The organism is Pseudomonas sp. sp1636, from assembly GCF_030376615.1.
GTDB lineage: Bacteria > Pseudomonadota > Gammaproteobacteria > Pseudomonadales > Pseudomonadaceae > Aquipseudomonas.
The window spans coordinates 161745-178245 of record NZ_JARRAB010000010.1 but is presented as its reverse complement, the minus strand read 5'-3'; the positions used below and the strand labels follow the sequence as shown (position 1 = coordinate 178245).

The following is a 16501-nucleotide window of genomic DNA, read 5'->3' as shown; positions in this document are numbered from 1 at the left end:
ATTATCAAGCATAACTTACGGATCCTGAGCCAGCAGGGGCCAGATTTGACGCTGTACGTGTTACCCGTAAAAGCTGGGTCTGTTGCCGCTTATATTACTCATTTGAGGAAGACAAGATCTAAACCGGGGCAAAATACCTAGATTTGGATGTTTAGGTACCGAGAGTTTGGATCTTCACTTCCGGGTACTTGTGTGAGCTGAGATCCTCGCCGAAAGCGCGTTACAGAGCTAAGAATGAGCTTATGGGGTGACTAGGGCCAAAAGTTCGATCTTATAGAGTCGCAAGGCTGATCTCGACACTTGTCAATCAGCTAGTCGAGCAACGACAAGTGCTGGCCACCGAGCGTGAGCTGCTCGCGGCGGTTGAGGATCAGGCCCGCCAGGCGGCGGAGACGCGCCCATCCGGAATTGCAGGGCGAGCGCAACTACAGTTTCTCGAAAATGCGGTAACCGATTTTTCAAGACATTAGTTCTCTAAATTTCGACTTTTTAGTTCGGAGCGCTAGTTCGGAGGCGCTAGCCTTGAGTAACCCTTCATGCTACGTAATTTAACATAATATACATTATGCGAAGCCATAGGCGATTAACACCGCAATAAATACCACCAGGATGATCAGCACGCTTTTCGCGCTGGTCAGGCTTGGCGGGCCTGCTGGAGGCCTTGATGGGTAAACGCCTGGCGGATAGTCGGATTCAGTACTCGCTGCGCTAAGCGCCAAGCCTGGCGACGTTCTTCCCTGCACCAATCGCGATCATACATGCCCAAGGGGCTGTTGATTAAGCGGGTGCGCAGAGTGGCACTGGGGCTGCGGGCGTATTAGGCAAACGCTAAGAACGGGGCCGGCTTAAGGGCTGCAATAGTTTGCTGCGGAACCTTTCCCCAATTGTCCAGAGATCACATAGACCCCTGTCTTTGCTGATCAAAATGCCGTACGGATGATGACGCTCAATGGCCCACCCCAGGGACGCCATGTCACTGCGAGGCATGCACTCTTTCACCCGGTAGCTGACATCGAGGAAATCCATAGAAAACTCAAAAGCCGGCTTTCCTGGCTGCTGATCCTGACGGTCTATGATGCCCGCTAGGCGTAAATCGTAGACGGTTCCCGCCTCTCTCCCCTGCATGCCCCACCACTACCCTTGGCCTAACAGGCAGCAAACAGGCACGAAAAACCATCGCCCAATAAAAAGGGCTTACCGGCAATTCGGTAAACCCTTGATTTTATTGGTGCCCGAAGCCGGAATCGAACCGGCACGAGGTTACCCTCGAGGGATTTTAAGTCCCTTGCGTCTACCGATTTCGCCATTCGGGCGGTAGAGCGATGCAGCGAGGCTTGGACTATATACAGCCCTTACTTGCCACGCAAGATTTCCATCTTTCAATAAAAAGCCTCGTAAATCAAAGATCTACGAGGCTTTTTAATTGGAGGCTGAGGTCGGAATCGAACCGGCGTTCACGGATTTGCAATCCGGTGCATAACCACTCTGCTACTCAGCCTTGAAACTAAACGAACCGTTCTAGACGGTCCGTTGAAAATGGAGCGGGAAACGAGACTCGAACTCGCGACCCCGACCTTGGCAAGGTCGTGCTCTACCAACTGAGCTATTCCCGCAATTACAACTGTATCGACAACGAAGTTGGCGTCCCCTAGGGGACTCGAACCCCTGTTACCGCCGTGAAAGGGCGGTGTCCTAGGCCACTAGACGAAGGGGACCTGGAACTTTTTTGTATCAGTCGGCGAATAACCGGCCGATGCAAGCAGTAGCACACAAGCGCTGCTTGGAAATCTGGAGCGGGAAACGAGACTCGAACTCGCGACCCCGACCTTGGCAAGGTCGTGCTCTACCAACTGAGCTATTCCCGCTTGTCTTGTAGACGGGCGCCATTCTATATCTTCAGAACGCCCCGTCAACCCCTTGATTCAAAAAAGCTTATTTCTTTTCTGCGGAGGTGCTGAGATGCGGCCAGGCGGCTAGCAGATACTGCAGCATCGACCACAAAGTCAGGATGGCGGCAATTATCAGCAGCCCATAGCCGAGCAGAACCCAGAATGTGAACAAGGGTGGGTTGGCTAGCAGCATGATCAGGGCAACCATTTGCGCCGCGGTTTTCCACTTGGCCAGCTCGGACACGGCGACATGCGCGCGCGCGCCCAGCTCGGCCATCCATTCACGCAAGGCCGAGACGACGATCTCGCGACCAATGATGATCACCGCCGGCAAGGTCAGCCACAGGTTGGCATGCTCGGCCACCAATAAGACCAGTGCGACCGCCACCATCAACTTGTCGGCGACCGGATCGAGAAAGGCGCCGAAAGGGGTGCTCTGCTCCCAGCGGCGTGCCAGAAAGCCATCAAGCCAGTCAGTAAATGCGGCAATAGCGAACACCGCGCTAGCGGCCCAATAACTCCAACTGAATGGCAGGTAGAACATCAGAATGAAGATCGGGATCAGCACAACACGGAGCACTGTAAGCAGGTTAGGGATATTCATCGACACAACTGGGCTACAAGGTAAGCCGGCATTCTACTCGCTGTGCAGTGCGGCATAAATCAGCTCCGCAAGCTTTTTACTGATCCCGGGCGCTTTGGCGATTTCTTCGCTGCTGGCCCGAGACAATTCCTGCAAACCGCCAAAATGATTGAGCAGCTCACGACGACGCTTCGGCCCTACCCCGGCGACTTCCTCCAGGCTTGAAGTGCGGCGGGCCTTGCCCCGGCGCGCCCGGTGTCCGGTAATGGCAAATCGGTGTGATTCGTCGCGGATCTGCTGGATCAGGTGCAGTGCCGGCGAGTTCCCCGGCAAGGTGAACTCGTGGGTCGCGTCGTTGAGGTAGAGGGTTTCCAGTCCAGGTTTGCGCGTCGCCCCTTTGGCCACGCCGAGCAGGATCAACTCAGGGACGGCCAATTCATTCAGCACGTCTCGGGCCATCGCCAGTTGTCCCTTGCCACCATCGACCAGCAAGATATCCGGCAGCTTGCCCTCGCCGTCCTTGATCTTGCTGAAGCGTCGAGTCAGGGCCTGGTGCATGGCGGCGTAGTCGTCGCCGGCGGTGACGCCTTCGATGTTGTAGCGGCGGTAATCGGATTTTAGCGGCCCTTCCGGGCCGAACACCACGCAGGACGCCACCGTGGCTTCACCGCTGGAGTGACTGATGTCAAAACATTCGAGGCGCTGTGGCACCTCGTCCATGTTCAGCGCCTCGGCAAGGGCTTCAAATCGGGCGGTCACATGCTGGCGACTGGCAAGACGAGCGCCGAGCGCTTGCTCGGCATTGGTCACCGCTAGCTGCTGCCAGCGCGCGCGGGTTCCGCGCACCCGGCAACTGATGCTCAACTCGTAGCCACGCGATTCATCGATTGCTGCGATAAGCGTGGGGAAGTCTTCATGCTGTGCATTGACGATCAGTTCGGCAGGCAACTCGCGTTCCTGGTGGCCCAGGTAATATTGAGCGAGAAAGGCCAGCAGCACCTCACTCACCTCCTCCTCAATCGCCACCTGCGGAAAAAAATTTTTGCTGCCGAGCACACGACCGCCACGCACGCTGATCAGGTGCACGCAAGCGCCACCCGGGTTGACCATGGCCGCGACTATATCGACATCGCCGCTGCCGCCTTCCATGCTTTGCTGGTCTTGCACGCGGCGCAGCAAGGCCATTTTGTCGCGCAACTCGGCGGCGCGCTCGAACTCCAGAGACGCGGCGGCTTGTTGCATGGCGCTGGACAGTTCATCGCCGAGTGCATTGCTGCGCCCCTCGAGGAACATTTGCGAATGGCGCACGTCCTCGGCATATTCCGCCGGATCGACCAAACCGACACATGGCCCCTTACAGCGCTTGATCTGATACTGCAGGCATGGGCGTGTACGATTTTTGAAAAAGCTGTCTTCGCACTGGCGCACCAAAAAGGCTTTTTGCAGCAGGCTGAGGCTTTCGCGAATGGCTCCGGCACTGGGGTACGGGCCGAAATAGCGGCCCTTCTGTTTCTTCGCCCCGCGGTGAATGCTCAGGCGCGGATATTCGCCATCCGACAGGAATACGTAGGGATAGGATTTGTCGTCGCGCAGCAGGATGTTGTAAGGCGGCCGCCATTGTTTGATCAGCGTCTGCTCGAGCAGCAGGGCCTCGGTTTCATTGGCGGTAATGGTGATTTCGACCTGCACGATTCGGCCGACCAAGGCGGCAGTCTTCGGCGCCAGGCCGCTCTTGCGAAAGTAGCTGGAGAGGCGTTGCTTCAGGTTTTTCGCTTTGCCGACGTAGAGCAGTTTGGCGTCCCCGTCGAACATGCGGTAGACGCCTGGGCGGCTGCTGCAGGTGGCGAGGAAGGCGCTGGGGTCGAACGGGGCGTTCATTTCAGTCGCAGGCATTTCAGCTGGTGGCATCGACCATGCCATGGCGCACGGCGAGCAAGGCAAGCTCCACATCGCTGGTAATCGACAGCTTTTCAAAGATCCGATAGCGGTAAGTATTCACCGTTTTCGGCGACAGGCACAGCTTGTCGGAGATGCTCTGCACCTTCTGGCAGCCGGCGATCATCAAGGCGATTTGAATCTCCCGCTCGGAAAGTAAATCGAAGGGCGAGTTAGTGCTTTGTGGCTGAAACGACTTGATCGCCAATTGCTGGGCGATTTGCGGGCTTATGTAGCGCTGCCCGGCAAACACCTGGCGAATGGCCTGTACCATCTCGGTCAAGGCCGCGCCCTTGGTCAGATAGCCAGAGGCACCTGCCTGCAGCAAGCGAGTGGGAAAAGGGTCCTCTTCACAGGCGGTCACGGCGACGACTCTGAGATCGGGATGGCTGCGCAGGAGTTTGCGGGTCGCCTCGAGGCCGCCGATGCCGGGCATCTTGACGTCCATCAGAACCACGTCGGGCTTCAATTCGCGAGCCTTCTTCAGTGCTTCTTCGCCTGAATCCGCCTGCCCTACGACTTGCAGGCCATCAATATCGGCCAACATACGCGTGATGCCTGTTCGAACCAGATCGTGGTCATCGACCACCAGCACCCTAATCAAGCGGATTCCTCGTTGCGCATAAACGCGGCAGTCTTCATTGGTCTTATTCGCGGCGCTCACCTTAGCAAAAAAGAGTGATGCAGACCTAGTTTCGCGCATGCCGATCAAATAGCAAGCGCCAAAAAAATGCCATATTGATTGTGTAGCCAGCCAAAAGCTGCGCCGTCGTCCTGGCGGCAGGACATTCTATTGCCGTGATTGAGTAGCGCCCCCGCAGCACTGCCGTGCCCGTATTCTTCAACGGCCTGCTAACGCTTGCGCCTCTTCCTGCTCGGCGCCTTCTCCGTAGCCTTGGCAGGTTCGACGGCGGAACCGCCCAGCGCCTCTTCAGACCGCTCTGCGGCGGCCTCAACCATCGGCTCGGCCTGGCTCGAATCGGCCACGATATCCCAGCGCACCATCATCGCGTGATCCTCGTGGATCAGGTTGTGGCAATGCATCACATACTTGCCAGTGAAGTCTCGGAAGCGCAGGAGCACCCTGATGCTCGACTCTTCCTCCAGCGAGTAAACGTCCTTGCGGCCTTGCTCGTGGGGCGGCACCGGCACGTCCTTGCCGTCCCGGGTCTTGCTGAGGATGCGCCCCTCTTCGAAGTGAATATGGATGGGATGGCTCCAGCCGCCACTTTCATTCACCAATTCCCAGACCTCGGCGTCGCCCTGCTTGATCTTGGCATTGGGTTTATTCGGATCGAAGAACTTACCATTCACTGCCCACATGCCATTGCGGCGGTCGAACTCCCAGCGCCTTACCTTGGCCTCTTCAATCTCTTGTGGATCGAGTGGACGCAGTTCGCGCAGTACGCTGGGCACTTGGCTGACGTCCTGCTCTGGCGGGTAACGATCGACGATGATTTTCAGCACGCGGGCGCCAGGCTTTTCCACGTCCTTGGGCAAACGGGTCTTTTCCTGACGCAGCCGGTTGACCAGGTACAGCTCGGTGCCGATCGGGTATTGGGCAAAGTCCACCACTATATCGGCGCGTTCTGTCACGCCCAGGCGCACCTTGAACTGATCGAGCAGCGGCGCCGGCAGCAGGTTGCCGTCGTTGCCGATATAGGTGAAGCGTTGCTCCTTGCCATTCGAGGTGACCAGATAGAACTCGTAGAAACGACTAGGCCCGCCATTGAGCAGACGCAGGCGATACTTGCGTGCCGCCACCCGCAGCAGCGGCTCGATGTAGCCGTTGACGATCACCTTGTCGCCGAGCACGCCTTCGGGGTTGACCTGATCCCAGAGCATGATCCCGTTCTGGTCGAAAATCCGGTCGGAGAAGTCCAGCGGGTAATCGTAGGGGTAGCTCGGCAGGCGCAGCGCGCTCGGGCTCGGGTCGTGCTCGTTGCCCGAGTCGATATGATCGAAGATCAGGAAGAAGCCCATCAGCCCGCGAACCACGTTCGGTGCGGTGAAGTCCAGGGTGTGGTCGTGGTAGAACAGCGTGCCCAATGCTTCGCGCGGGTCGCCGATAGCGTTCTGCTGCTCATCGTAACCGGCATAGATGTTGGCGTAGAAATGATCCTTGAACTCCCCGGGCGCGGCCAGGGTCGGGCCGGCCTTGTTGGCACTGTAGTAATCGCCGGGGTAACCGTCGTTCTCCGATGCCGTGTGCATGTTGTGCAGGTGGGTGGATATCTCCGGCGAACCGAAGCCGACGTGATCCTGCGGCAGGCGGTTGTGGATACGGGCGATGGTCGGCTGGCCATAACGGGCGAAGATGGTCGGCCCCGGCGTGGTCGCACCCGGCGAATTGCCCTCGTAGCCCCAGATGCGCTGCGGCGGATAGGCTGGATTGAACACCCAGGCCGGGTTTTCCTTGGCGCTCAGCTCATAGTGCACCGGCGGATACTGGCGCGGCGTCTCGTACAGCTCGTTCCAACGCTGATGCGGGGCGCGCCCGGCCTCGCCGGCGGCGCTGTTGGCCACCTCCATCGGCGGCGGATCGAGAACCACCGGCTGCAGCTGGTCGATTGCCGCGGGCAGCTCGATCCGCCAGGGCATGGTCGGCGGGCTTGGCGGCAGCACCGGGCCGGCGTCCTCGTCGTCGTCACGTCGACGGCTCCGCGCGGAGCTGCCGAGGGGGATCAGCAGCAACGGCGCAGCGATTGCCGCGGCGCCGAACTTGAGGAAGGAGCGTCGCGCTTGCTCAGCGGACGAATGCTCCAGGATGGCGGTCAAGGGTTCCCAGCCGCCGGCCCTGACGGACACTTTCCAAGCCCCGGCTTTCAGTTTACCTTCCCAGCATTTCAGCCGTGTGGCGTGCATGGACATACCCTCCCTGCAGCCCCCAGAGCATTCCATTCGCGCGGGCAACAGTCATGGCCGCAGAATTACTCCTCCCTGGATTGTTGAGCAGGGCGCGCCCTACGCCCTCAAGGGTGCGCGATCAGGCTCGAACAGCATCGTCGGCACGTCGGTACGCCGTGTGCACCATGGCCCCGTCCACATGATTGATGGTGGCGATGATCCGCTCAGGCTCAGCCAGTGCCGGCGCCATGGTCCAGCGCTCGCTGCGGTCGTTGCCGATGCGCAACATGCCGGTGTGAGTCCCGAGGTTTCTATCGACTTCCTCGACCGGGTCATAGAAGCCCAGCCCATAGCGCAGGCGCTTGATGTCCGCCGCCGTGCCGGTGAGGAACTGCCAGCCCGGCTGGACGCGATGCATCTCGGCGTAAGCCTTGAGTACTTCGGGCGTATCCATCTCCGGCTGCAGACTGACCGAATACATGAAAATGTCGCGCCCCATGCGCTCGCCCAGGAGCTTTTGCACCTTGAGCAGGTTGGCGGTCATGGTCGGGCAGATGTCGCCGCACTGGACAAACATAAAGTTGATGACGGCGATCTTGCCGCGCACCAGATCGTCGTAGAACCGGACTCTTTTGCCCTCGTGGCTGTCGAGCCAAACGTTAGGAAAATAGCTGGTCTGCGCGCCATCCACACTGGCGTCGGCCATGTCGATATCGGCCGATTCAAATGCCTCATGCGCCTGCAGCGAAGAGCGACCCAACAACAATCCGCCCAGTGCCGCTGTGCCTATGCCAGCCAGGAGCTTTCTTCGAGTGTTCATAGAAATTCCTCCAGTCTCAGCGACTAGTTGTCGTCTTTGATGTCCCAGCGCAGCATCATCGCGTGGTCTTCGTGGATCAGGTTATGGCAGTGCATCACGTACTTGCCGACGTAATCGCGAAAGCGGATAAATACCCGGATGGTCGACTGCCCTTTGAGTAGATACACGTCCTTGCGCCCCTGCTCGTACGGCGGCACCGGCACCGCGACGCCATTTTGGGTCTTACTGATGATGCGCCCCTCCTCGAAGTGGATATGGATTGGGTGATCCCAGCCGTTATCGATATTCACCAGCTCCCAGACCTCGGCACCGCCCTTGGGAATTACCGCCCGCGCACTGTTGGGGTTGAAGAACTGGCCGTTGATCGCCCACATGCCGTTTTTGCGTTCGAATACCCAGCGGCGCACCGGCGCGGCGGCGATTTCCGCCAGATCGAGCGGTGGCTGTGCGCGCAACACATTGGGCACCTGGCTCAGATCCTGCTCTGGCGGATGGCGATCGACGACAAACTTCAGCACCCGGGTGGCCGCGCCCAAACCGTCGGGCTGGCGGCTCCTGGTCTGCACCAGGCGATTGACCAGGTACAGTTCGGTGCCGATCGGGTACTGAGAAAAATCGATCACGATGTCGGCGCGCTCGGCCACGGCGATATGCACATTGACCGTATTCTTCAGCGGCGCCGCGAACAGATTGCCGTCGTTGCCGATATGGGTGAAGGTCAGCGAGACGCCGTTGGCCCTCTGCAGGTAAAACTCGTAGATCCGGCTGGGGCCAATATCGAGCAGGCGGAAGCGGTACTTGCGCGCGGCGACCTTGAGCACCGGCTCGATCTTGCCGTTGACCACGATCTTGTCGCCCAGCGTGCCGTCCGGCTCGACCTGGTCGTAGATCAGTCGGCCGCTGGCATCGAAGCGGCGATCGCCAAAGCTCAACGGGTAATCGTAGGGGTGGCTCGGCAGGCGCAAGGCCCGCGGATCTGGATCGCGCTCATTGCCCGAGTCGATATGGTCATACAGCAGGTAAAAGCCGGCCATGCCGAGGTACAGGTTGGGCGCGGTGAAGTCGAAGGTGTGGTCGTGGTACCAGAGGGTGGCCAGGGCCTCGCGCTCGTCGCCGATGCCGTTCTGCATCTGATCATAGCCGGCATAGATGTTCGGGTAGAAATGATCCTTCCACTGCCCTGGGCCGGCCAGCGTTGGCCCGGCCTTGATCGGGCTGAAGTAATCGCCGGGATAGCCATCGCTCTCCGAGCCGGTGTGCGCATTGTGCAAATGCATCGAGATCTCCGGCGAGCCGAAGCCGACATGGTTCTGCGGCAAACGATTTTTAAAGCGTACGATCACCGGCTTGCCATAACGGGTCATGATGGTCGGCCCCGGTGTTGTCGCCGCCCCCTCGCCGATGGCAAAGCCCCAGATCCGCTGCGGCGGATAGGCCGGATTGAACACCCAGGCCGGGTTTTCCTTGGCGCTCAGCTCGTAGTGCTCCGGCGGATATTGCCGTGGCGTGGCGTACAACTCATCCCAGCGCTGGTGCAGCGCGCGGCCGCATTCGCCGTCAGCAGGGTTCGGCACGCCGGTGGGCGTAGGGTTCAGGGTGACCGGTTGCAGCGGCGTGATGGCTTCAGGCAGAAACTGCACCCAGGGTGTGGTTGGCGGGCTGGGCGGCAATACTGCCGGGCCGGGCTCCGGAACCGGGTCTGGAGTTGGATCCGGGCGGCGCCGGCGTCTGGCACTGCTATCGGGCGAAGCCAAAAGCAGCGGTGCCGCCATTGCCGCAGCGGTGAGTTTCAGAAAAGAGCGCCTGCCCTCGCCCTCCAGCTGCGCCTGAGGATTGCTGAGCAAAGGCTCCCATCCTCCGGCCTTAATGGAAATTTTCCAGTTTCCCACCCCTAGCTTGCCCAGACTCTCCGCAAATTGGGATGTCATGGCTTTTACCTCTCAGCGCTTCTTTTTGTCCAACTGCAGCCCTGCTTATATGCCCTAGACACCCTAGCCTCGGCTGCTCCGTGTACACCTTGCTCGACGATTAGATAGATGGTGGCCATCACAATCACTGGCACGCACTTTCCCTCTGAGTTGCATTCGCTCATCAGTGATCAGAAGTGGGGAAAGTCCCTAGCAGTGCTGCGACGCTTGCCTGATGCTATCGCTCAGCTGAAAGGCGGCCCACGAAGGGGGCCCATAACAAGATGATCCCGCACAGACGCCTTCACGCTCTGCATAAGCGTAACCCTGTCCATCACACACTCCTTCCATGTTGCGGCAGATAACATCGGAACTGGCGCCCTCTTCTGCACGCCAAGCCCCATTAACTCACCCTCACCCATGACTAACTAAAGGTTCACTTCCGCTATTTGTCAAGATAACGTCGAAACGACAAACACTTGACATTTTGTCCGGTAAATCATTGTTATTAAAGCTAATTAATGGAATAAAGCGCACCAATCCATGGTCTTTATTCGTCACCGCGACAGGATCGACAATCTGCTCTGTAGCTGCGGCAGGCACAGAAAGAAGCGGCAAAATGCACGTAAATGGCACGCTCAGCAGCAGCGAACGGATTGGCGCTCTCGAAGTCAGGTAGCGAATTCAGCAATCAAGCTTGTCGTGGTTGAGCCGACGAAGAACTTCTCCAGTTCGAGTTCAGGCTCCAGCGATAATCCGCCGCCACTTGGTCGCGGGCTGTTTCGGTGGCTTGATGAAGGTTTCTGCCCGGAGTGGAGGCGGAGCTGAAGTCCGAGAACAAAGGGTCGAAGACCAGGGCGAGCTACAACGGCGCGGGCTGAATCAGACGACTCATCACGCGGCAGATACCCCGCCGGTTTGTCCCGTCGCGCCGCTCGGGGATATCGACGGCGCCTCCCTTGCGGAAAGATCGGCAGTTTGCCTTCGGCTTCCTTCAGGTTCGCAGTTCCCCGCGACACCCTTGCCGCCCAGCTAACGCTTCCCCTTGCCGGCTGTGTGGAGGACTTTCGCCTCCAAGTCATCCAGCTCACCGCCACAGCGAACCGAACAGCGCCAGTCGCGGCGCACACAAAAAAGGGCTTAGGTTTTCACCTAAGCCCTTGATTTTGTTGATTATGGTGGAGGGCCAGGGATTCGAACCCTGGGAACGCTATTAACGTTCGCCGGTTTTCAAGACCGGTGCATTCAACCGCTCTGCCAACCCTCCAGATTTTTAAGGCTTTTCCTTCGCCTCTCGCAAACTGCAACTGCGCGCACTCTTGACAACAGTCGACAACAGTCGAGCAGGTCACTAGATCCAACCGCCTTGTTACGCTTGCGGCGTAAGTGCGGGCGGCAATCTTACCGGAACGCAACACACTGTCAAACTCTCTGGGTTGGCTGTGGCCATAGCTCTGCTATTATCGAGCTCGACTCTGGTCACGGAACCATTAGCCTCTACAGGAGCGTCGCCATGCACGAACAGGATTACGCACTCAGTCACGCCCAGGTTGAGCAGCAAGAAGTCAGCCGCGTACTGCGCAACACTTACGGCCTGCTGGCCATCACCTTGGCCTTCAGCGGCTTGGTCGCTTTTCTGGCACAACGCGCCAATGTGCCCTATCCGAATATCTTCGTGGTGCTGATCGGTTTCTATGGCCTGTTCTTCCTCACCACTAAACTGCGCGACTCGTCCTGGGGCCTGGTTTCCACTCTCGCCCTGACCGGTTTCATGGGCTACACCCTGGGACCGATCCTCAATCGCTACCTGGGCATGGCCAACGGCGCGGAAGTGGTCAGTTCGGCATTCACCATGACCGCCCTGGTTTTCTGTGGCCTGTCCGCCTATGTACTGATTTCGCGCAAGGACATGAGCTTCCTCAGCGGTTTCATCACGGCCGGCTTCTTCGTCCTGATCGGTGCCATGTTGGCGGGCTTCTTCTTCCAGATCAGCGGCCTGCAACTGGCGATTAGCGCCGGTTTCGTGCTGTTTTCCTCGGCCTGCATCCTGTTCCAGACCAGCGCCATCATTCATGGCGGCGAACGCAACTACATCATGGCGACCATCAGCCTGTATGTGTCGATCTACAACCTGTTCATCAGCCTGCTGCAGATCATGGGCATCATGGGCAGCGACGACTGATCGCCGAGCGGCGCCCGAAGCCCGCTTCGGCGGGCTTTTTCATCCCTGCAACAAGCATCTTGCGCGCTCAAGCTTTATCATTACGGCAGATTTTCCTGCTGGGTTTTATATGCAATTCGCCATCGCCCTCTTCGCCCCACCGCATGCGCCCTCCTCCCGGCGCGCCCTGCGCTTCGCGCAGGCAGCCTTGGCCGGCGGCCATAAGATCGTGCGGCTGTTCTTCTACCAGGACGGCGTGCACAGCGCTTCGGGCAATGTGGTCAGCGCACAGGATGAGCTGGATATCTGCGCTGAATGGCGCGATCTGGTACGTCAGCAGCATCTCGATGGCGTTGTATGCATCGCCGCTGCGTTGCGTCGCGGCATCCTCAACGACCAGGAGGCGCAGCGTTACCAGCGCCACGGTGCCAACCTGGACGCGTCCTGGGAGCTTTCCGGGCTGGGGCAGTTGCATGAGGCGGCGCAAACGGTAGATCGCCTGGTCTGTTTCGGAGGGCCTTGAAATGAGCCAATCCTTGCTGATCATCAGCCGTCAGCCGCCTTGGGCGGGGCCTGGTGCTCGTGAAGCGCTGGATATAGCCCTGGCTGGCGGCGCGTTCGATTTGCCCCTCGGCCTGCTGTTTCTCGACGACGGGGTGTTCCAGCTGGCGCCCGCGCAACAGCCCCGAGTCCTGCAACAAAAGAACCTAAGCGCCAACCTGCAAGCGTTACCGATGTTCGGCGTGGAATCGCTCTATGCATCGGCACGCAGCCTGCAAGAACGCGGCCTGGATGAGCTGACGCTAGCGGTACAGGTGCTGGATGATGCTGCGCTAATCGCGCTTATCGACCGCTACGACCAGGTGATCACACTCTAATGGCTACGTTGCATGTGTTGTCCCATTCGCCGTTCAGCGACAGTCGCCTGAGCAGTTGTCTGCGCCTGCTCGGCCCCGCCGACGGCCTGCTGCTCAGCGGCGATGCGGTGTACGCCCTGCAACCGGGGACTGCACAACGCCAGGCTCTGGATCTGCTGCCGAGCAGCATCGGCATATTCGCCCTCGACGAAGACCTCTGCGCGCGCGCCCTCGCCGCCCCGTCGCGGGTACAGGTGGTCGACTATCCGGGGTTCGTCGAGCTCAGTTGCCGCTTCGACAAGGTCAACAGCTGGTTATGAACCACATGCTAGTCGCCGGCCGCCGTATTGCACTGGACAAGGACGGTTACCTGGTTAGCCTGACGGACTGGTCGGAGCCGGTTGCCGAGGCCTTGGCGCAGCAGGAAGCATTGGTTCTGAGCGCCGAACACTGGCAAATTCTGCTGCTATTGCGCAGTTTCTACGCCGAGTTCCAGCTATCGCCAGCCAATCGCCCACTGATCAAATATGTGGCGCTCAAACTGGGCCCGGAACAAGGCAACAGCCTGCACCTCAATCTTCTGTTCAAAGGCGCTCCCGCCAAACTTGCCGCCAAGCTGGCGGGCCTGCCCAAACCGACGAATTGCCTATGAACCTTGTCACCCCAGCAGAACACCCGTTTGCCCAATTCGTACGCATCCTCGGCAAAGGTAAGCGCGGCGCGCGCAACCTGACCCGAGAAGAAGCCCGTGCCGCCATGGGCATGCTGCTCGACGGCAAGACCGAGGACAGCCAACTCGGCGCCTTCCTGATGCTGCTGCGGCACAAAGAGGAAAGCGCCGAGGAGATGGCCGGCTTTGCCGAGGCGGTACGCGAACGCTTACAGGCGCCGGCCATTGCAGTCGACCTGGACTGGCCCAGCTATGCCGGCAAGAAGCGCCACTTGCCCTGGTTCCTGCTCGCCGCCAAGGCCTTGGCCAACAGCGGCGTGCGCATCCTCCTGCATGGCGGCGGCGCGCACACCGCCGGGCGGTTGTATAGCGAGCAAGTAATCGGGCTTCTGGATATTCCACTGTGCCGCAGCTGGGGCGAAGTGGAACAGGCCCTACAGGAACAGCAGCTGGCGTTTATCCCCCTGGGCGACTGGATGCCGCAACTGCAACGGATGATCGATTTGCGCAACATCCTCGGTTTGCGCTCGCCGATTCACTCGCTGACCCGCATCCTCAACCCCTTATCGGCGCGCTGCGGCTTGCAAAGCATCTTTCACCCGGGCTACCAGGCGGTACACCGCGAAGCCAGCCAACTGCTCGGCGACACCGCGCTGGTGATCAAGGGTGAAGGTGGCGAGGCTGAAATCAATCCGGACGCCACCAGCCATCTCTATGGCACGGCCAACGGCGAGAATTGGGACGAGGATTGGCCAGCGCTATCGGCGCAACGACACGTCAAGCCCGAGTCCTTACAACCCGCACACCTGCAAGCGTTTTGGCGCGGCGAGGTCGAGGACGATTACGCTCAGCTAGCGGTCGTGAGCAGCATGGCCGTGGCACTACGAGGCCTGGGTATGCCGCGCGAAGAGGCGTTCGAACAGGCGCAGCAGCGTTGGGATGCGCGGAATAAATCGATCTTGGCGATCTCATAAGACCACTTTTTGCGCCATTGAACCGCCCCGGTTTTGCCACCACGCAACAAGCCTATGAGAAGGCTCTGTACCCGTTAGGTGTTGTATCACCAGGCGCGAACGGCCTGCGATCCGTAGGAGGCCCGACCTCGGGGCGAGCTTTGGCTATACCGCGAAACGATGGGCAGGCAGCCCTGCGGGCTGCATTCGCCGCGGGGTCGCGTGACCCACATGGATGTGGGAAATGCCGCTAGCCTGTCAGGAACAGGCGCGCCCCCCCTACAAGAGATCGCGCATGCAACACATAATTGGGACATAGCCTATGAGGAAGCCTTCGGCGAGCGGCTCGATGACCTGGAGCGGCTGGAGGCGCGGCGAGCACTTGCCGGGCAAGGACGTTTGGCAAAAGCCTCGATGCTTAGGCCAAACGCCGCTCTTGGGTGCTACCCGGCCAGGTTCAGATCTGGGCCTGTGCGCCTTCGAACCAGGCCAGCTTGTCGCGCAGTTGCACCACTTCGCCAACGATCACCAGGGTCGGGGCATGCACTTCATGCTGGCCGACCAGTTCCGACAAGTTCGCCAAGGTGCCGGTGAATACTCGCTGATTGCGTGTGGTGCCCTGCTGAATCAGCGCCGCAGGCGTGCTGGCTGAGCGCCCGTGAGCGATCAGCTGCTGGCAAATCAGCGGCAAGCCGACCAGGCCCATATAGAACACCAGGGTCTGGCTGGGCGCCGCGAACTCCGCCCAGGGCAGATTGCAGCTGCCGTTCTTGAGGTGGCCGGTAACGAAACGCACCGACTGTGCATAGTCGCGATGGGTCAGCGGAATTCCGGCATAAGCCGCGCAACCGCTGGCAGCGGTTATGCCGGGCACCACCTGGAAGGGAATGCCGTGGGCAGCCAGCTCTTCGATCTCCTCGCCACCACGACCGAAGATAAACGGATCACCGCCCTTCAACCGCAGCACCCGCTTACCCTCCTTGGCCAGGTTGACCAGGTGCTGGTTGATCTGTTCCTGCGGCACTGCATGTTCGGCGCGCTGCTTGCCGACATAAATACGCTCGGCATCACGCCGGCACAGCTCGATGATCGCCGGGGCGACCAGGCGGTCGTAGAGCACCACATCGGCCTGCTGCATCAGGCGCAGGGCGCGGAAGGTCAAGAGATCGGGGTCGCCCGGACCGGCACCGACCAGATACACCTCGCCCAGGGCAAGCGGCGCGCCGCCCGCGACTTTCTCCTCGAGCAGACGTTCGCCTTCCTGCAACTTACCGGCGAATACGCTCTCGGCGATCTGGCCCTGGAACACGTCTTCCCAGAACACCCGGCGTTGCTGGACGTCAGGGAGCAGGCCTTTGACCTGCGCGCGGAACTTCTTCGCTAGTGCGGCCAGCTGGCCATAGGTCGCCGGGATCCAGGTTTCGATTTTGGCGCGAATCAAACGCGCCAATACCGGTGCGTCGCCGCCACTGGTGACCGCGACTATCAGCGGCGAACGGTCGACGATCGCCGGGAAGATCACGCTGCACAGTTTCGGCGCATCCACCACATTGACCGGAATCCCCAAGCTCTGGGCCTGTACCGATATCTGCGCGTTGAGCGGTTCGTCGTCGGTGGCGGCAATGATCAACACCACGCCGCTCAAGTCGCCGGGTTGGTAGCTGCGCAGCAGCACCTCACCAGCGCCTTGCCCGACCAGCTCACGCAGTTCGTCGCGCACCTCGGGCGCGACGACCCGCAGCCTGGCGCCGGCATCGGCCAGCAGGCGTGCCTTGCGCAGGGCAACTTCACCGCCACCGACCACCAGCACCAGGCGATCCTGCAATTTATGGAACAGTGGGAGAAAGTCCATGGTTGTAATCCGTGTAAGTGGCAGTGA

At 59.8% G+C, this 16501-nt stretch carries 13 protein-coding genes and 6 tRNA genes; 6 read left to right on the top strand and 13 right to left on the bottom strand.

Annotated elements, in window-relative coordinates; all coding sequences use genetic code 11:
* Positions 1-1226: 1226 nt before the first annotated feature.
* The 12 genes from P8H27_RS12295 to P8H27_RS12240 form a co-directional block, all read right to left on the bottom strand.
* A tRNA-Leu gene (locus tag P8H27_RS12295) sits at positions 1227-1313 on the bottom strand.
* Positions 1314-1424: 111 nt separating this feature from the next.
* Positions 1425-1498: transfer RNA gene (locus P8H27_RS12290), tRNA-Cys, on the bottom strand.
* Between the two features lie 39 nt (positions 1499-1537).
* Positions 1538-1613 (bottom strand) — tRNA-Gly (locus P8H27_RS12285).
* Positions 1614-1639: 26 nt separating this feature from the next.
* Positions 1640-1715, bottom strand: a tRNA-Glu gene (locus P8H27_RS12280).
* A 74-nt stretch (positions 1716-1789) separates the two neighbouring features.
* Positions 1790-1865, bottom strand: a tRNA-Gly gene (locus tag P8H27_RS12275).
* 67 nt (positions 1866-1932) lie between these two features.
* Positions 1933-2493, bottom strand: a complete 561-nt coding sequence (gene pgsA / locus P8H27_RS12270) for a CDP-diacylglycerol--glycerol-3-phosphate 3-phosphatidyltransferase (RefSeq protein ID WP_289637852.1) — start codon at positions 2491-2493, stop codon at positions 1933-1935.
* Between the two features lie 33 nt (positions 2494-2526).
* Positions 2527-4350, bottom strand: coding sequence for an excinuclease ABC subunit UvrC (uvrC, locus tag P8H27_RS12265; RefSeq protein WP_289637862.1), 1824 nt, complete (start codon positions 4348-4350; stop codon positions 2527-2529).
* Between the two features lie 16 nt (positions 4351-4366).
* The gene (gene uvrY, locus P8H27_RS12260) at positions 4367-5011 is read right to left on the bottom strand and encodes a UvrY/SirA/GacA family response regulator transcription factor (RefSeq protein ID WP_289637861.1); all 645 of its coding nucleotides are present in this window, start codon (positions 5009-5011) and stop codon (positions 4367-4369) included.
* 248 nt (positions 5012-5259) lie between these two features.
* Positions 5260-7272 carry a multicopper oxidase family protein gene (locus tag P8H27_RS12255; RefSeq protein ID WP_289637851.1) on the bottom strand — a complete coding sequence of 671 codons (2013 nt, stop codon included), beginning with the start codon at positions 7270-7272 and terminating at the stop codon, positions 5260-5262.
* Between the two features lie 121 nt (positions 7273-7393).
* Complete coding sequence (locus tag P8H27_RS12250; protein WP_289637850.1) at positions 7394-7960, bottom strand: SCO family protein; 567 nt, start codon at positions 7958-7960, stop codon at positions 7394-7396.
* A gap of 137 nt (positions 7961-8097) precedes the next feature.
* Complete coding sequence (locus P8H27_RS12245; RefSeq protein WP_289637849.1) at positions 8098-9714, bottom strand: multicopper oxidase family protein; 1617 nt, start codon at positions 9712-9714, stop codon at positions 8098-8100.
* 1443 nt (positions 9715-11157) lie between these two features.
* Positions 11158-11248 (bottom strand) — tRNA-Ser (locus P8H27_RS12240).
* A gap of 246 nt (positions 11249-11494) precedes the next feature.
* Here P8H27_RS12240 and P8H27_RS12235 point away from each other — a divergent pair.
* The 6 genes from P8H27_RS12235 to P8H27_RS12210 all read left to right on the top strand — a co-directional run bounded on the left by P8H27_RS12235 (position 11495) and on the right by P8H27_RS12210 (position 14643).
* On the top strand, positions 11495-12163 hold the full coding sequence (locus P8H27_RS12235; RefSeq protein ID WP_289637848.1) for a Bax inhibitor-1/YccA family protein: 669 nt from the start codon (positions 11495-11497) through the stop codon (positions 12161-12163).
* A 109-nt stretch (positions 12164-12272) separates the two neighbouring features.
* A complete protein-coding gene (tusD, locus tag P8H27_RS12230) occupies positions 12273-12665 on the top strand; it encodes a sulfurtransferase complex subunit TusD (RefSeq protein ID WP_289637847.1) in 393 nt (130 codons plus the stop codon).
* Position 12666: 1 nt separating this feature from the next.
* Complete coding sequence (tusC, locus tag P8H27_RS12225; RefSeq protein WP_289637846.1) at positions 12667-13020, top strand: sulfurtransferase complex subunit TusC; 354 nt, start codon at positions 12667-12669, stop codon at positions 13018-13020.
* Complete coding sequence (gene tusB, locus P8H27_RS12220) at positions 13020-13319, top strand: sulfurtransferase complex subunit TusB (protein WP_289637845.1); 300 nt, start codon at positions 13020-13022, stop codon at positions 13317-13319. The genes tusC and tusB overlap by 1 nt, the downstream gene beginning before the upstream one ends.
* Positions 13316-13651 carry a TusE/DsrC/DsvC family sulfur relay protein gene (locus P8H27_RS12215; protein ID WP_289637844.1) on the top strand — a complete coding sequence of 112 codons (336 nt, stop codon included), beginning with the start codon at positions 13316-13318 and terminating at the stop codon, positions 13649-13651. The genes tusB and P8H27_RS12215 overlap by 4 nt, the downstream gene beginning before the upstream one ends.
* The gene (locus P8H27_RS12210) at positions 13648-14643 is read left to right on the top strand and encodes a glycosyl transferase family protein (RefSeq protein WP_289637843.1); all 996 of its coding nucleotides are present in this window, start codon (positions 13648-13650) and stop codon (positions 14641-14643) included. The genes P8H27_RS12215 and P8H27_RS12210 overlap by 4 nt, the downstream gene beginning before the upstream one ends.
* A gap of 436 nt (positions 14644-15079) precedes the next feature.
* Here P8H27_RS12210 and cysG read toward each other — a convergent pair whose 3' ends face one another.
* A complete protein-coding gene (gene cysG, locus P8H27_RS12205) occupies positions 15080-16474 on the bottom strand; it encodes a siroheme synthase CysG (RefSeq protein ID WP_289637842.1) in 1395 nt (464 codons plus the stop codon).
* Between the last annotated feature and the right edge of the window lie 27 nt (positions 16475-16501).